The sequence below is a fragment of the Moritella sp. F3 genome, from assembly GCF_015082335.1.
Taxonomy (GTDB): domain Bacteria; phylum Pseudomonadota; class Gammaproteobacteria; order Enterobacterales; family Moritellaceae; genus Moritella.
Genome location: NZ_BLRL01000006.1, coordinates 37,550 through 54,058, shown reverse-complemented (window position 1 = coordinate 54,058; position 16,509 = coordinate 37,550). Strand labels below are relative to the sequence as shown.

Sequence of the window (16,509 nt, the reverse complement as noted above, 5' to 3'; positions counted from 1 at the left end):
GCATGTGTCGTTGATTAGCCTGGTCGACGCTCAGTGATTAAAATCACAATGAACAGGAATGCCGAATCTACTTTATAGCCGTAAATATGGCATACCAGTTTAAGATAATTAATTTAAGTGTGACGACGTCACGAATCCATGGCAGTACAGAATGAGACCATTGAAAGGTATTTGAGGTATCCGTTTAACAGCTTTAGCCGGTACTAATTATTTTATTTGAATATATCTATCTTAGGTTTAAAAAACAGACTCAATTAATGGGTTCAAAAGGTAAGTATTGCCCCCAAAAAAGGAGGCAACAGTTAACTACTCAGTTGGCATTTATAGTTTAAGAATCAGGTTCGTAAGTATAGAGGCCGTTTTATCTTTACCGTGCACCTCAACAAGTCGTTGAAGCAACGGCGGCGTTGAATTTTCATAGGGCTTATTTGAACCTGTCAAATTACCCAAAAAATCATCTTGAAGGTGGATTAGCAGATCTAAAGATTCATCACACTTAGCGCCAGCTAAATTTTTGCTCAAGCTTGAGTCGAAATCACGTAACCATGTTAGTCCCATTTTATCACTCGATGCACCGTCGAAATTATCAAACACATCGTTCATTTGATTAGTTCGCCATTTACGATTGAATTGGTGTGCTGCACTCTTAAAGCCCAGTACAGTATGCTGAGCCATAAACTCGTTAACATACCCAATGAAATGAAAAAATGCATAAAAGGTTTTAGGTGACTCAACACCGCCACACTCCAACTCCTGTATTGCATTTTCAAGTGACTGTTGACATTGACTAACACCAAAAATACCAGTCACTTTAATCACTTCCGATTTTTCATAATCTACAACTTCTTCGCTACTCTTATATGAAACAATGATAATTGGGATTTCTTTATTATCAGAATCAAAAGTAAACATAACATCAAGTACACGATCATTGTAGGTAGGCAGTTTAACTGTCGCGTCAAAAAAATCGTCTCCACTAGAAATGTTGTTAGCTTTACGAAAAGCCCTGTTTCCTGATGCTATCAATTTTGCAAGATTTGTATTGTTAGTCATGGTAATTGTCCTTTGGATGCCTATAAAGGCGGTTTGGTTATAAGGCCATGCAAATGCATGTGTCGGTAGGTTGCCTGGAGCCGACGCTTGGTGATTAAAATCACAAAACAGGTATGCCGAATTTAATTCAGGTGCGGAAATATGGCATAACAATTTTCAGATATGGAGTTGGTGACAAGCAACAAGATGTGGTGATTCTCAATATGAGTGGTGTTTGAAGTGAGGCTTTTCAACGGCTGAGCCTAGCGCGTATTCACTTAGTCTATGTTAAAACCTGTTATGTAACAAGCTTCATCTCATTAAGAATCTTACGCCACTATTGGTTCTCCTAGTGAGAGCGAAGTTCAAGCATGCTTATGAAAATCTGCAGTAATGACAGCGCCCCAATTGAGGCGACTGTTAATTTGTTAATTTGTTAATTTGTTAATTTGTTAATTTGTTAATTTTTGAAATCATCTACCAATGATTTCAATATTTCATGCTTCTCAATGAGACCGTGTAAAGTTACCACGTTGAATGTATGCCTAATTGATTTAATTGCCATATATGCAAGTCGTCTCAACTCATCTGATTCCTGTGAAAACTCGCGGTCGTTATAAGATTCGTAGTCACCAGCATCGTTAGCCTCAAGCCAAATAATGAGATTCGCCACGTCACTAATTTCCCAATTATAAAACTGGATACGATTCCATATGTCCGCTTTATCGAACTTAAAAAGACTCCAGCCCGACAGTTCATATTTTCCTTCACAAGATGAAATAACTTCATGTTCCCCTGAAGCATCGTTGTAGATCGTAATTTTAAAATCTTCGACCTTTGCTTCAACTTCATCAATTTGGTTCAACATTACAGCCAATGAATCAAGTTGTCCTTGAGCAAAGAAAGGTCGAGCAGAACCATTCCAAGTTTCATCTGTGTTATCTGCGATGACACCATGTTCTGACATTTCTAGATCATATACAGCCTTTGGGAATTGAATACTTTCGCTCATTCTTTCGAGCGTGTCTGTATCAGTGTAAACACCATATAACGTGTATGCATTTAAAGTTCGTAAATCCATATTATTACCTATTTTGGATGGCCTAATGGCAAGTTGGAAGTTGGTACCACACCACAAAGTAATGTAGTCGCGACACTCGGTTGTCACTCAAGCAACACAAGCGACACACGAGTGACGCCAGTGTGACAAGGCTAAACAAGGTGTGCCACAGTGATAATTGAAATTGATGTTTATGAATAGCAGAACAATTTAACGTCTAGCCCTTTTACGACCCACAGTTTACGACGCGAGTCATACGTGGCATCTTTCACATTTTCGAAAGAAAATTCATATTGAAATTCTCGAAAAGAGTTATCTACACATTTAACATCTAGCAAAGTACCATAATCGTTATTTAGTAGTTCATCAGGTGATGCAAGATGGTAGTGACGACTGAAGTGACCGTTAATTTCAATAGCATTAGAACTGTAGAGCTGTTCTTCAAAAGAAGTTACTGGCAATTCAGTTATCTTAAAGCCTACATGCGTATCGTCACATTTCATAAAATCAAAGAAATACTCTGATAATGCTAGCATTTCTTGAGTGTTAGAATTTTCAATAAATACGTATGCATCAGAAACTGAATCATCCCAGTTACGCTCTTCGATATACAGCTTCATAACGTCATCAAGACCGTTAGTTAAACGCGCTTTAACGTAATCATAGAGCCGTCCTATTGCATTATCTTTATTAATAAACAATTGAGGCCCAATAATTTGATCATTTAAGTTCATTACTGATTTTGGACATTCGAAATATGTAAGTGAAAATACTGTTTTCATAGTGAAGTACCTTTTGGGGTATTGCGATATATCGCGGATTAAAAGTAAGGCCATGCAAAAGCATGTGTCAGTGGTTAGCCTGGTTCTGACTTGCTGTGATCAAAGATCACAAAAACAGGGATGCCGAATTAGGTTTAAATACAGGAATATGGCATACCAGTTTCAGTTATCAATTTGGGAGTGTGACGACGTCACGGAATATTATGAGGATATTTGAGTTAATATTTGATAGTGAGGCGTTTCAACGGCTGAGCCTAGCGCGTAATTGAAATACTATATATAAATCAATTTTTAATCAAGATTTAGATATAGCCTAAACTTCAGTGGTTTGGTAATGTTTTTCTCTCATGTATGCACCATCGACTCCATCACTAGTAGCAGAAGGACAATAAACAAAATTATATTAGTTATATTAAGTCCGAAAATATCCATAAATTCATCCTTTAATTAATAAATGTATAATTCTTAGTTCTGAAACTTCTACTACATCAACGGAAGACCCTTAAGAAAGAATTCGCATATGAATACACTGATTCAGAAATCCATTCTATTAGTTTTTTAATGAGGAATCTTGATTGGCTGAATTTTGATATTGGAAGGGAAACATAACCGAGTAACTTTGAAGGTTCTCACCATCAAGCTGTACATGGTGAGTATGGTTTACACTAAGTAGTGCATGCAATATGTTTGTTGTATACAGCCTATTTAAGTGGCACAAGATAGCGATTTTTTTAACTTCAACTTGTATCGAACAAACATGATTGGCACCAACATGCTTGCAGAACCAAGCGTTGATGAAGTTACGTGTTCAAATAGTTGAACGGAGTAAGTCCAATCTAACAAGTAAGCTTGTGTTAATAATTGAAGACAAATAGCAGCAAACACCGCAAAGCAATATTCAAGAAGCAACCTTTTCTTAGTAGGTGCCGCGGGACCTATCTTCTCATAGGGTTTATTCTGAGAAGTTACTAAATCATCTACACCACTATGATTAAGTTCAACATCCCAGCCATTGATTTTCATACTTTCAACATAATTCAATACATCATTAGCGTCGACATCGTTAATCCCAACACCCTTTCCAAGCAAGTGCACTAAAGTGACAAGTCCTGTATCAAGATTAATGGATTTAACAATCAGAGCCCGTTCAACCGTTAAAGTGTCATTCAACTTAAATTCTACGTAAATACCACTAGGATCTAAGTCTGGTAGATTGAATTCTTTCGATATATTAGCAACTATTATGTCACCGTGAGTAATAGGTAATTTCACAATGGTTTTCATTTCATTCTCCACGTTAATCTGATAATTATTGTTTTAGCCACCAGAAAAAAACTGCGTTCTAATTTAATTAAATAGAACTCGAGAACTGGATGGCTTAAATCATTTCTAGTCTTAAGCGAGTTTATTCAGCCTTTATTTCCTCAAATGCCACCAGCAGAACTTATTTACTACAGTGACAATGCCTATGATGTACTTGAACTGACCCCCTTAGTTAGCAACAATAAACAGGCTGGTAATTTGCCCGAGATTCCCACCTGAATTGCAAACGGACTTCTTAGAGAAACTAGTGGCCGTTTCACTATATTGAATATTGACCTGCAGTACTGATGGTTTGTCGGCTTCCATTTTCGTGAAAGCCCAATCAACGCCATCGTTAAGCATATCTACTGGAGCTGTCACAACATACTGGCGTACAAAATCTATAACTTTAGGTTGCTGGCATGACATGGTGATTGAATCTGAGAATAGGAATACCCCACTGACAACGAATGCAGCGGAAACTAATGGCGCCAAAGGGCCGAATAAGTAACTGTTTAATGATCGCATAATATTTCCTTAACTTATTAGTTGGTTTGTGAGCGTTAATTTCATAACTAACGCTGGTCGCATTGCGACGGGTATTGCTTACTTAAATTCCACGGTCAGATGAATCTTATCGGTTATATTTTCTATTTCAGCCGGTAATGCTTCTCCGGACGATAACCAATCATTTCGTAAATCATCTGTCAAAGGTTCTTTTATTACCTTAACGATTGACGCATTACCATCAATTGATGCAAGGAAATAAGTCAGGTCTCGCTCAACACTTGGTTCAATAGTGATAATCTCAACGTGACCAGTGAATGATTGTGAAACCGCGTTCTCAATGGCTCTGCGTATATAAACCATTGCGGTTGGGCATTTGATCGCTTTCAAATCCATTTTTTTAGTTTGTACTGATGCTGTCATGATGCCGTCTCCGTTATATTGCGCCACAAGGAATAACGCGCATCCCTTGGCACAGTGTAAGGGCTAATCTTTTTTCTGATGACTTAACGATTTTCACTTTACCTACGACCATGCTGTACACTTGTTTATCCAGCCAAAGCTGCGCACCTGTATCATTTAATGGCAATTTATTTAGTGCTTTTAGCGCTGATAAGTCTAATTCTGATTTTTCTTGAATTAAAGCGTCCTCCACCAGCGAACGACCTACATAAGCTAATGCCTTCAATCCGATAACACACGTTAATACGTTCGAATCTATCGCGTGCTTCCAGTCTTTTTTTATCTTAATGTTCTGCATTTCTTCGAATTCTAAGTGTGCATATAAACCTGTGAAGTACTGAGATATCAAAACCAAATACAGATCATAATTAGATTGGTCGGCTAAAAAATCATTGATTTTGGTTTCTCCGCTTATACCGATCATGATCGATACAAAGTCCGATACGCTTGCGAAATTATAAAGCTGGCCGTGCTTGATCTTGCCGTCTCGTGATATAGCCTGTTGAAATGGTGCGCCTAATTGCGTTGTGATATCCAAAATGTGATCACAAAAACGCGATAAGCTTGATTCACTGTCAAAGTGTAGATTTTGTGATTTATTGGTTTTTTTACTTTTAGAGTTAATGTCTGAGAACATCTGTCTAACAAAGGTGCTTGATTCACGAATAGTAGCCGTTGGCACCACTATAATTTTCAGATCCATATGTCTAGACGCTAGTGACGGGTCCGATATCAAAGAAACTCCTACTCCACCTACCCTATGCTGGCCATCGATAAACAAACGGTCAGCAAATGCTGGAATGACACCACGCTTGATAGAGATACCTTCACACACCATTAAGTCAGTAAGTTGCAGTTCAGTTACCACCAGAATAAGTTGACCGAATAATGTGTTGTCACGCTTTATTAGATAATCAGCAATTGCGTTCATGCGAGATTTCTCTGCATTACGCTGATTACGTTCGCGTTCAGGGATCGATTCATCTTCAAGCTTGGAAAGTGCCACGCATTGAGCGTATGTGACTTTTGCAGAGTAAGTAAAACCGATACCCTCTATACCCTCGAATACCGGAAAAGCTAGGTCATCATTAGCTGATATTGTGTATGAAGGGATATTAAGTTTAGTGTTTACCATTTTGCGCCTCTGCAATGTATAACTGATAGTTTCAATTTAAACTCAAAATTAGACTGTGTCAACCGTTCCCGCCAAATTACTCACCCAACCTTATTTGCCGTAACAGCATTGCAATGTATAACTGATAGCTATATAGTTAACTCAATTGATGTAAGGGCGGTATTATGAATATTTTTGATCTGGGTACAATTAAATCTGAACTGGCTAACGAAGCTTACTTATTAAGTGAAACTTTAATTGCAGAATACATAGCACTGCTTCACCTGGGCTACTGTATGCAGATTGGGTATAGTTCAGGAAAAGACAGTTCCTGTGTAACTAACGCAGCTGTAGAAGCGATGCGCCGTTGTATTGCCGATGGCACAATTTCAACTGACCACCCTTTAGTCATTATCAATATAGATACCCTGCTTGAATCTGAATCTACTCAGACATATGCACCATGGGTCATCATGAAGCTTAAGGCTTATTGCGCGTCTCTCAATATTAATTTACAAATGAAAGTTGTTTCACCGCCCTTACAAGATCAGCTAATGATACTTTATGCCGGTGCACAGAAATTACCTGCGACAGCAAGTTCGGGTAGAAGCATGGATTGTTCGATCATCTGGAAAATCGATACAGGTATCCGTGCATTACGTAATATCAAAGCAACCCTGCCTAAGCAATATCGCGAAGCGACTTGGATCAGTATTTCTGGTTCACGCCATGATGAGAGTACCCGTCGTTCACATAATATGCTTCGCCAAGGCGTTCGCTCAGTCAAAGCGCAAAAACTTATTGATAACATCAACGCAGATACCTGCAAGAAAGCCAGTAAGGTCTATAAATTCGCCCCGATTTCAGATTGGTCTGCACCGGATGTATTTAATTATTTAAATCACGCCGGAAACAAACCAGTTATCAACACGCTTGTTGGCCAACGTATCGCGGCTTATGACAATAATTTCGGTCTGCTGGTGGCTATTTACGGCGAAGGCACTAGTGATGTATGCGAAGTGGTTGCTATCGACAGTGAAAAGAAAGTAGAGCAAAATGGCTGCGGAAAAGTGGCCAGATTTGGCTGTGTGACTTGCGGTGCCGTAAATTCAGATACTAGTTCTATCGAACTGAAAAAGTACCCTCGATGGGCAAGGTTTGGTGACTCTACATTAAGGTTTAGAGACTATTTGCAGAGAATATCAAGTGACATGGGTCACCGAGCCTTTCATGCCAGAGCATACGACCCTATGACGAATAATAACGTGTTCCTCCAACCGAATGTTTTACGTGCAAAAACGCTTGAAAAAATGGTGTGGTTCGCGGCACAGATTACAATTGACTCTAGAGATACACACACTCAGTTCGTCAAAGCATACAACGCTGGCGCCATAGACACTGATGTTGGCGTTGTTGATATTATGAGTGATGAAACACTGTCCGAGGATGTGAAGATGCAATACAAAGCAATGTACGTAAACCGCTTGCTGCAAAAGCCAATGTTTGAAATGTTCACCGAGAAGCACGCTATTTTATTATCACTGCTTTGGGGACTTCACGGTGTTTCTGCCCTACCTTACCGTCCTGTTGCCATCTTAGAGCAAGTGAAAAATGGTAAACGTATCCCGTTCCCACTTACTAACACTGAGTTGAATAAGCAAAGAGCACTAAAAGGTTTGTTGCCGTGGGATGACAAATCAGTATTAAACAACGTGGTACCGGATGCATTCGTTGCCCAGTTATTTCAACCTGCCAAGCAATCATTTACTGCACTTAAACAAACTCACGGCCACCAGCTCAACGAAACACACCTGCAACAATTTTTGCCGTTCACACTGTGCGATCACTGGCAAAAACAGGATGTACAATTTGATGCTCTTGGCGGTGTGATATTGCAATCGAATTCTAAGGCTAAGCACACTCGTGCATTTAAGCTGAGCTACGAAATTAATACTCGAAATAATAGTGAGATCATCAAAGCCAAGGATGTTGCAACTAATAAAAAAATAGACCTCAGCAACAATCAGCTTTTGCATGATGAATTGATGGTCCTAGGCCGTAATGACTTCAACACTTACCTTGAAAGTAAAGCGACTTCGGCGATGAGTGTTGCGGATATTCTGGAAATACAAAAAGCAGAAAAAACAACATTTGGTGTAACCAGCGTTCATGCATTCAATAACCAGCAAGTATTTATCAGCGATGTTCGCAGCTTTGGTGCACTCCGTAAAAAAGTGGAACTAGGTAAACATTTCTCTGCTAGAAAACGTAGCTACGATAAGAAAACAGAGACACACACTGCAGAGCGTGCATCATTACGTGTATACAATGCTTCAACGAAACCAGTTCTAGAGGAACAATCTGTACAAACTGTTCAATATTGGTTACCCGATTTTGCCATGACAAGACATTGCGCCATCGACATTCACCAGACTCAAGATCTGAATGCGGAACAAATTAATAATAGCTTTGTATTTGATGATGTAGTGTTTAACGACTGGTTGGCACAAGACGGATGGAACAAATTACTTGCCCTACATAACGCGTCACTATCAAGTTCGCGTAACTCTGGCCTGTCAATGCGAACTTACAAAGGCACGGATCCTGTTTATTATCTTACTAACAACACAGGTCTAACAGCAACACCGCAATTTGAACCATATTTACTGAAAACACTAAAGCGAACTGAGATATATTTTACGGCTGGACTGTTCAGCCTTGCAAACAAGTCGATAAGAGAAATTGAAAACACACCTAATGTCATCTCTATGACGGCACACAGGGCGCAAAAGGTTCAACACTTACTGGCAGTTAGATATTTACGTAATCAACGTAGACGCTTAGTTAAGTCGCAAATAGCGCTATCTAGCCAGTGCTCATCAGCTAACTGCAGACTATCAATTGAGAATGTTAACGTGCGCCTGACTGAGTTCGTCAACCAATATAAGCAGATCGCCAAAGCTTATGTCGCTGCAGCCATGTTTGCTCCAATATGCCATGGTAATGATGCCCGTTCTCGCCAAGTTAAAATAGATGTTTGGTTACGTGAATTCTCCCATGTCGTTGGCAGTGTCGATGGTATGTTGTCTACCCTGGCCACAAAAAATGAGATGTTGGCCATCAATGGTGATTATGACAGTAAACAAGCCCTATCACGCTCGTTCACAGTAAGCATTAAGGAACTACATACTGAGATAGAGGCGTTTACCGCGGTACCAAAAAAGATGCTAAACAAACTTAGTACCACTATCGCAAACCAAGTTGGTAGTGTCTCTCTTCATAGAGGGCAAGTGCAGGCAAGTTCAGTCGTATCAGATCAAGTTGATGTTCTAGCCAACTGGATAGCATTGAATCACGAACGGGTGAATTCATTCTTAGTAGGATATGGCTTAACTAAACGTTTATCTTATATGCAGAAGTTACATTACGTTTGTGAGGTTTTTGGTGACCGTCCCGAGTCTAATACTCCGGATAAAATAGAAAATCGTTACATTGAGGCGAACAAGGGTTGGGAGCACTCTTCAGACGCGCTAAATTTAAATGGCCATCCATGTTTTGAATCATTCATATCAACAGCGGTCAACTCTGCAGCGACTCAACAAAGAAGATCACTTTCTAACGTGAGTTTAGAAGCGAAAACCAGTAAACTTAACAGCCTAATGGCAGGACAGCTGGCTTTAATCGCAAAGCTAAGATCACCACAACACAATCTAGCTAAAGCGAGTTAAACATAATGACAAGTGAAATGAGCATTCCAAAATTAACACTCAAAGGCATTGAAATGCTGCAATCATTTACACGAAAACATCGTAATTCAGTTGTTGCAGAACTTGTTAATGAGGCCCTACTAAATGGGTTTGATGAAGATGGTTTAAATGAGATAGATTGGAAGATTAGGCGTGATGTGAAAGCTTCACTTGCTACATATCATAATAAGATCCGCGTCTTGTCAAAACTGAAAAGTCGGTCACCACAAAAGTCTGGTGATGATGAATACGTTAAACTTGTTACCCAGTTGTTTCAGCGCACTCCCAATGAGGCCGTTATAAACCAATTGGTGCAACTTCAGTCCCACGGGATCCGGCAAATTGATGTGGTTAATGAGCATGGCTTAGAAACATCAAACGTTAACCGGTTAGTTAAACGCTATATAAACATCGAAATCCTTGCAAAAAAAGCCATTGTTGAACTCTTCATTTTGCCAAGTTAACCCCCATACGGGGAAAGTTAGAAACCATCAAGAAACCGTTTTAATTCGATCCGCTAACCCCCTTGCGGGGAACTAGTATAGCTGGAACCATTTCGAGATTTAGGTTACCACTAACCCCCTTGCGGGGAATGCTTCCTAATAACACGGTTACGCATAGCGCATCTCCGAAAACCCCATCTTGGGAAACTTATTAGGTTACATTAGGAATCAATATTGTTTATCACTAACCCCCAAACGGGGAACACATTATTGGTACAATATCATCAGATAGATTACACCGCTAACCCCCTTGCGGGGAATACTTATTAACTATTTGGGATATATTTTCATTAGGCCGATAACCCCAAAATGGGGAAAATATAACAAGTATAAACGCTAACCCCCATATAGTTGGGGATTACTTTGTAGGTAAACATTTAATGAAAAAATCACATCCGCTAACCCCCTTGTGGGGAAAATATAACAAGTATAAACGCTAACCCCCTTGTGGGGAACCCTATGCAGATAGAACATAGGGTAAACAAATTATTTTTTGATGTATGTCGGGTCGAACACAGAAAAATCTAGTCCGTAATCTTTCGGTGATCGTATCGCTTTTTCTGCTAACGCTAAAGCATTAGTTAAAACTTTATCTTCGCCTTCCTCTGAAATATCAAACCGTAATAACCCCACTTCCACTCGACCTAATTTCTCAGGAACTGGACGGTTCTTGCCCCAGGTATTAACTTCCCAATTCAATGAAAACTCACCTTTGTTATCAGCAAAGTGAGCACCAACATAAGGTTTTCTAGCAATGTGGCGCAATGCATACAAAACAAATCCTAGTTCCATTTTACTGCAACGGTCAACACTCATGCCACTACGTAGACGCGTTTGAGGGATAATTGCTTCATATCCTTCTACCGGTCTTACTAATGTTTCCGTAGGTCCTTCTTTCGCATCTTTAATCGCGGCAACTTCCGCCTCAATTACGTTAATTTGATCACCAATTTCTTTTTGTTTGGCTTTACTCAAGTCGTGATAACCTTTCTTTAGAACTTTGATTTGATCATTTAAAGCACGGACTTTACGTGCAATCTCACCATCTTCAAGCATGATCCGTGTAATTCTATCCACATCACTCTCATTCAGATAATCAACTAGATTTGGGTTACGTTGATGTGGTAAAGCACGCATCTTAGAATGTACATAGTGAACAGCTTCGCCATTAGTTACCGGTAGCCAGTCATCAACACCAAGTGTACCAGCAAACTTCCAGTACCCACCAAGTGAAATAAGTGGATTAGTAGCACGGAGCCCGTCTTCGCGCTCTATCACTCCGCTCATGTCTTTTCCGCTTAATTCTTTAGCTAAGGCACCAATTGGAACACCCTGAATCATCATGAAATGTTCTTCTAGTGGAAGCGGGTTACCTTCATTCGCCTGAATGCTGATCTCTAAAAATGCCTCTCTCATTAAGTGTCGTAGTTGAGTGCCAGGATAAAAAACGGGTGACGCATCTGTTTTAGGACCTAAGCGTGGTAACCGTGGCATGTCTTTTGAGCCACTTGGGCTAAAGAAATTATCATCTGGACGTGATGTAGCTAACGCGCTTTCAGCAATTGTGTGACCACGAAAGTAGATAGGTTGGCGAGATGTATTATTCATAATAATGGAAATCCTTTTTACAAATTGGTTTTTAAATAAATACTAAAAGTCATTTACTAACAATCGACGAACCCGCGGAACAGCTATGGCCATTGTTTCAGTGTAGTTGTCATGGCCGCGCCAATAAGGAGCTGCAACGGGCATCTTAGTTCCAACTAAAACCTGACCTGTTTTTTGTTTTAATAAAGCAACAGGCATATTGCGAGCATGGGTACCTGTACCATCAATCAATGACAGGTCAGTCTCAATTGCTCGAATGCTAAAGCTTTTAATCGTACCTGAGCCCGAATTTGCATTAACACCAAGACGTGTACAATAAAAACGAACAAGTGCTTCAATTTTGGTTATATCGCCAACGCCATGGAAAATTACATACGGTGAGTGATAAGCAGCATGCTTATTTAAACGGTTACGCTCAGGTCCACCCAGTATTTGCAATTTGCGGTAACTGCTAACACCTTGCTTTGTTACTTTTGTCGGCGCAATAAGATCATCACGCAATTGCTTACCTGATTTCATGTTACCAACATAGTTACGCGTTGTAGCACTGATCCCCTGCTCCGCATGTACACCAAATGCCATTGCACTCGCATGATATATTTGATGTTCACCATCCCAAGTTAATAGTTCTTTCAACATGGTCAGTGCTTCTTGTGGGCAACCCGTGTGCTTGTAGCACAAATTTGATAGTAAACCATCAAGATGAATAGGATGGCGACCCAGTATGATTGGAGATCCCACCTCAAACATCAGTTCGAAAGGTTTAAAGTTATTTAAAACCAAAGTAATACCTCCTGATTTCTTTGATTATGATTTGTAATATTAGTTTCGCAAGTACTACTGCAGAATGTATCCGCGTTACTATAATCGTTAAAGAAGCGTTCTGGGATCACCCCATCAAGCTTGTATCTAGCATTTAACCCTACACGAGGGTCAGCAACCAACGCTATGATTGAATCATCAATGGCTCTAACACCTCGACCAATCAATCCCTGCTTAAAACGTCTAAGTGCTATATCTCTGTTTTTGGAATGAAGCGCAGCTTTGGCGCTCTCAGGTGAATAACCACGCTCAGCATAAGCTGCAATGAATATAGCTTCCACGGCACCATCGGGAACGGCTGTAGGTAATCTTGTTGCCATGATGCATTCTAAAAGTTGGCTACCATCAGCATATCTGATACTGACGCCTTCCCATGCACTTGGGCTAACAATGGCCTTGATGTCACCACGTTGTAGCTGATTCATTAAGTCGACTAAACTACGACCAGGCAAATGGAAACCAATATCTGCAGCACCAGTAACTCGATCTGCAAGTTCGGCCACTTCTTTATATGATGGGCAGAGGCATAGTGTACGGCCTGACTTCATGCTATACACTAGCATGTCGACAACATAATTTAACCACCCATCATTATACGAAGCATCATCTGAGGTCCCTCTTTCACGATCACGTCCAACAAAGGGGTTAGGTGTTGTTTCATCAGCCAGTACGAACTTGATTGACCCATAGTTGTTTGGTGAGTGACGATCATGCAAACCAATTTGGTCTTGTGCGATACCAAGTTGAATACGCAAGCTATTATACCGTTCAATACCCAATTTTTTACTGATAGAAAGCGTACCACTAGTTAGTAACATACGTACAGGTTGTTGAAGTTCACTGATACCATTAATCCATCGGCTAATACTTAAACCAGCAAAAGGGTTACTGGCCGCTAATGAAGCTCGGCGGTGTATCTTCGACCACGCGATACATTTCTGTGGGGCATTCTCTGAATGCGTAGCCATTTGCACTAAGCTTACACAAAAGGTTTCTAATTTTTCAGCCATTACAACAGCTTTCTGTGACTCTTTCACTTTAACGAGAATCGGATTAAGTGTTGCTACTAGTAACTTTGATTTTTTAGCTAACAAGTCTTTGGTTTCACTTACCATGCTATCAACAATCACATGATCTTTATTCGCAAAACTTGTTTGGCCTAACTCATCTAAAAATGACTGAAATTCGTTTAAAGCATCGGTTGCTTTTTTTAGTGCTTTTTTCGGAAATTTAACTTCATCATTACTCTGATTAAGAGATGCAATCATCCGTGTGGGTTGCATTCGATGTTCACTCAAACTCTCAGCCACAGCACCTAATTGGTCTGCTTCATCCGCTATCAAATAATCAAACGGTTTTAGTTCTGCTTTAAGTAGTGACATGCCTTTACTGACTAAAACGGTAACTGCGTGTGATGTCAAAACTAACTGAGCTATTTGGGACTGCTCGCAATCATGACAGTACCAGTGAAAATCATCCTCAACACTTGTATCACTCAAGCTGAAATTGACGGAACCTAAACCATCAAAATCGAGATTGATATTTTCATGCCACCAGCTAGTGTAAATATGAAGCCCATAAGACGTCCGTATTTTCTCTGCCCAGTCCGTTAATTGAGTACTGATAACTTCATTAGACAATTCGCTAGCTAACTGGTCAATGATAGATGGTGAAGCGTATTGCGTTACACCAAGGCGTTGACTCACCGATATCATTGGTAATGACAATTGCTGCATGATTGTTTTTATAAAATTAAGGTCATGCGTCAGCTGGTGGATTAAGTTTACCGTATACGTTGAAATAAGAGCACGTTTGCCAGTCAATGATAAGTGCATGATCAATGGTAACGTATAGGCAAGTGATTTACCGATACCTGTTTCACCCTCAAGCAAAGCAACAGGAGGTGCTATTGGATTACCAACATCTGCAGTTAACCAAGCGCAGACATTTAAAGCATAACGATGCTGTTCAAAACGATACTCCATTCCCATTTGAGTAACCAAAATACCTGCAGGTGAAAATACCAGATCTACCAACTCGATTAATTTTGACTTCATTACTTGCCTCCAAGTAATAATCCAAACCCGAAAGCTTTCTGGCGCCCGATCCCGTATTTATACGCATACTCAAACTTTTCAAGATCAACAATTTTGGCATTGAAGACAAAGTCTGCTGCGATTATGTAGTATTTCTTTTTTTTCATCGGAATTTTGCATTCTGATATTAACGAACAATTTTCTAATTCCAGACCATGTTTGAATAGAAGATCAGATAGCCACCGATGAACATTATCTCTATGCACTATCTTTTCAGTGGTTTTGATTTTCACATTATTGTCATCAAAAACAGGCTTGCGTTCAGATAAACTCAGTCGGACGTTAAATCTTACTTCATCATTGAGTGTATGTAGTAGTTCCCGAGATGAAATACTCGGGGTTTCAGATAAAGGTTTAGCCAATGATCTCACTAGCAACATACAACCATTTTCATTAGGCATTGAGCGCCAGATGGGACGCTTATTACCTCCACTTTCTACTATCGCATCACCACCAGCCGTATAGTGATCCATGACCTTTTGGTGTAAGTTGTAAACAGCATTGGGATCTAAGTCAGAATTTAAAATGTATTCATATAACATGTTACACAATCCTCATTAACGATAATTTCTCATGTGGGTCTGCAGGCAGAAGTCGCGCTAGACGTAAAGACTCCGGCGAGCTAGCCATAAACTCTTGTAGTTTTTCATCGCTAGGAGAGATCCGTCCATTCGAAGCATCATTGATAAACTTTTTAAATTTGGTCCACGATTTTTTGTCATTGACCGCGAATGTTTGTAATTCATCCAGTAGTTCAAGATCGATTCGCGCTGCGCCATTCGCAGAGCACGATATAAGCACTTTGCTATCTGACGTCAAAATAAGGTTTTTAACCAGTTCAGCCTTTTTACGCCCTAAATCTGAAATGTATATAACGGGAAAGTCTGCAGGTTCCAATTCTTTAATTAGCGCGACTGTGTATTCAAACGCACTTTTACCGGAAACCATCTCTAAACGACACAACACGTTATCAGAATAAGAGATACGCTTATGCCAACCTGGATTGGTTAGAATGATACTTTCTTTTGCAGTCACAATTAAACCACACCCAGCTAACATGCCGAGTTTACCGAAACCTGCGGGTTTTTCAGGTGTCCCCTTTTCAATACCAAGTCTTTGCGTTCCTAGAAATAACGCGTTGCATGGCGCACACACCGGCACGTCCATTTTAAGGTAACTGTCTTGACGGTTAACGTATGAATCAGTTGCCCAGTATTTTGATTTCCGGTCACAGCAATAACACGTTACGTCATCGCCATTAGTTTCCTGCAAGACCATCTCATCACCCAGAGGCTCAGTAAGTCTTTTCCATAAATAATCAATTGGGTCCATTGCATTAACCTTTCCGATTTGTATAACAACTATAACTTATTTCAATAAAATACTTTAAGGCATTTCTGAAATAATGCAATTGATTTAAATAGATTAATTCACCTAAGTACCGGTATTAACTAATTTACTTATTGCAACGAGCC

Annotated in this window: 14 protein-coding genes; 2 read left to right on the top strand and 12 right to left on the bottom strand. The window is 39.9% G+C overall.

Going from position 1 to position 16,509, the window contains the following annotated elements; genetic code table 11:
* Nucleotides 1–321 precede the first annotated feature (321 nt).
* The 7 genes from JFU56_RS11715 to JFU56_RS11685 form a co-directional block, all read right to left on the bottom strand.
* Complete coding sequence (locus JFU56_RS11715) at nucleotides 322–1,053, bottom strand: hypothetical protein (protein ID WP_198437474.1); 732 nt, start codon at nucleotides 1,051–1,053, stop codon at nucleotides 322–324.
* 439 nt (nucleotides 1,054–1,492) lie between these two features.
* Nucleotides 1,493–2,113, bottom strand: a complete 621-nt coding sequence (locus JFU56_RS11710; RefSeq protein WP_198437473.1) for a hypothetical protein — start codon at nucleotides 2,111–2,113, stop codon at nucleotides 1,493–1,495.
* A gap of 170 nt (nucleotides 2,114–2,283) precedes the next feature.
* Entirely contained in the window at nucleotides 2,284–2,874 is a 591-nt protein-coding gene (locus JFU56_RS11705) for a hypothetical protein (protein WP_198437472.1), read from the bottom strand.
* Nucleotides 2,875–3,579: 705 nt separating this feature from the next.
* On the bottom strand, nucleotides 3,580–4,158 hold the full coding sequence (locus JFU56_RS11700; RefSeq protein WP_198437471.1) for a hypothetical protein: 579 nt from the start codon (nucleotides 4,156–4,158) through the stop codon (nucleotides 3,580–3,582).
* Nucleotides 4,159–4,365: 207 nt separating this feature from the next.
* Entirely contained in the window at nucleotides 4,366–4,704 is a 339-nt protein-coding gene (locus JFU56_RS11695) for a hypothetical protein (RefSeq protein WP_198437470.1), read from the bottom strand.
* 78 nt (nucleotides 4,705–4,782) lie between these two features.
* Nucleotides 4,783–5,106, bottom strand: a complete 324-nt coding sequence (locus JFU56_RS11690) for a hypothetical protein (protein WP_198437469.1) — start codon at nucleotides 5,104–5,106, stop codon at nucleotides 4,783–4,785.
* Between the two features lie 13 nt (nucleotides 5,107–5,119).
* Nucleotides 5,120–6,280, bottom strand: coding sequence for a DGQHR domain-containing protein (locus JFU56_RS11685; RefSeq protein ID WP_198437468.1), 1,161 nt, complete (start codon nucleotides 6,278–6,280; stop codon nucleotides 5,120–5,122).
* 164 nt (nucleotides 6,281–6,444) lie between these two features.
* Between JFU56_RS11685 and JFU56_RS11680 the strand changes: the two genes are divergently transcribed.
* Both JFU56_RS11680 and JFU56_RS11675 read left to right on the top strand, forming a co-directional pair.
* Nucleotides 6,445–9,987 carry a phosphoadenosine phosphosulfate reductase family protein gene (locus JFU56_RS11680; RefSeq protein ID WP_198437467.1) on the top strand — a complete coding sequence of 1,181 codons (3,543 nt, stop codon included), beginning with the start codon at nucleotides 6,445–6,447 and terminating at the stop codon, nucleotides 9,985–9,987.
* A gap of 17 nt (nucleotides 9,988–10,004) precedes the next feature.
* On the top strand, nucleotides 10,005–10,469 hold the full coding sequence (locus tag JFU56_RS11675) for a hypothetical protein (RefSeq protein ID WP_198437466.1): 465 nt from the start codon (nucleotides 10,005–10,007) through the stop codon (nucleotides 10,467–10,469).
* Between the two features lie 525 nt (nucleotides 10,470–10,994).
* Here the strand turns inward: JFU56_RS11675 and JFU56_RS11670 are convergent.
* The 5 genes from JFU56_RS11670 to JFU56_RS11650 are packed head-to-tail and all read right to left on the bottom strand — an operon-like array spanning nucleotide 10,995 to nucleotide 16,366.
* The gene (locus tag JFU56_RS11670; RefSeq protein WP_198437465.1) at nucleotides 10,995–12,116 is read right to left on the bottom strand and encodes a FlxA-like family protein; all 1,122 of its coding nucleotides are present in this window, start codon (nucleotides 12,114–12,116) and stop codon (nucleotides 10,995–10,997) included.
* Nucleotides 12,117–12,158: 42 nt separating this feature from the next.
* A complete protein-coding gene (locus JFU56_RS11665) occupies nucleotides 12,159–12,899 on the bottom strand; it encodes a hypothetical protein (RefSeq protein WP_198437464.1) in 741 nt (246 codons plus the stop codon).
* Entirely contained in the window at nucleotides 12,890–14,995 is a 2,106-nt protein-coding gene (locus JFU56_RS11660; protein WP_198437463.1) for a DEAD/DEAH box helicase, read from the bottom strand. Before JFU56_RS11660 ends, JFU56_RS11665 begins: the two co-directional genes overlap by 10 nt.
* Nucleotides 14,995–15,576, bottom strand: a complete 582-nt coding sequence (locus JFU56_RS11655; protein ID WP_198437462.1) for a type I-E CRISPR-associated protein Cas6/Cse3/CasE — start codon at nucleotides 15,574–15,576, stop codon at nucleotides 14,995–14,997. The genes JFU56_RS11660 and JFU56_RS11655 overlap by 1 nt, the downstream gene beginning before the upstream one ends.
* 1 nt (nucleotide 15,577) lies before the next feature.
* A complete protein-coding gene (locus tag JFU56_RS11650) occupies nucleotides 15,578–16,366 on the bottom strand; it encodes a hypothetical protein (RefSeq protein WP_198437461.1) in 789 nt (262 codons plus the stop codon).
* Nucleotides 16,367–16,509 lie beyond the last annotated feature (143 nt).

Bases quoted from the DNA above. Each gene is read 5' to 3' on its own strand.
- JFU56_RS11685 (WP_198437468.1), bottom strand. From the start codon at position 6,280: ATGGTAAACACTAAACTTAATATCCCTTCATACACAATATCAGCTAAT.
- JFU56_RS11675 (WP_198437466.1), top strand. From the start codon at position 10,005: ATGAGCATTCCAAAATTAACACTCAAAGGCATTGAAATGCTGCAATCA.
- JFU56_RS11705 (WP_198437472.1), bottom strand. From the start codon at position 2,874: ATGAAAACAGTATTTTCACTTACATATTTCGAATGTCCAAAATCAGTA.
- JFU56_RS11715 (WP_198437474.1), bottom strand. From the start codon at position 1,053: ATGACTAACAATACAAATCTTGCAAAATTGATAGCATCAGGAAACAGG.
- JFU56_RS11710 (WP_198437473.1), bottom strand. From the start codon at position 2,113: ATGGATTTACGAACTTTAAATGCATACACGTTATATGGTGTTTACACT.
- JFU56_RS11655 (WP_198437462.1), bottom strand. From the start codon at position 15,576: ATGTTATATGAATACATTTTAAATTCTGACTTAGATCCCAATGCTGTT.
- JFU56_RS11695 (WP_198437470.1), bottom strand. From the start codon at position 4,704: ATGCGATCATTAAACAGTTACTTATTCGGCCCTTTGGCGCCATTAGTT.
- JFU56_RS11660 (WP_198437463.1), bottom strand. From the start codon at position 14,995: ATGAAGTCAAAATTAATCGAGTTGGTAGATCTGGTATTTTCACCTGCA.
- JFU56_RS11650 (WP_198437461.1), bottom strand. From the start codon at position 16,366: ATGGACCCAATTGATTATTTATGGAAAAGACTTACTGAGCCTCTGGGT.
- JFU56_RS11680 (WP_198437467.1), top strand. From the start codon at position 6,445: ATGAATATTTTTGATCTGGGTACAATTAAATCTGAACTGGCTAACGAA.
- JFU56_RS11700 (WP_198437471.1), bottom strand. From the start codon at position 4,158: ATGAAAACCATTGTGAAATTACCTATTACTCACGGTGACATAATAGTT.
- JFU56_RS11690 (WP_198437469.1), bottom strand. From the start codon at position 5,106: ATGACAGCATCAGTACAAACTAAAAAAATGGATTTGAAAGCGATCAAA.
- JFU56_RS11670 (WP_198437465.1), bottom strand. From the start codon at position 12,116: ATGAATAATACATCTCGCCAACCTATCTACTTTCGTGGTCACACAATT.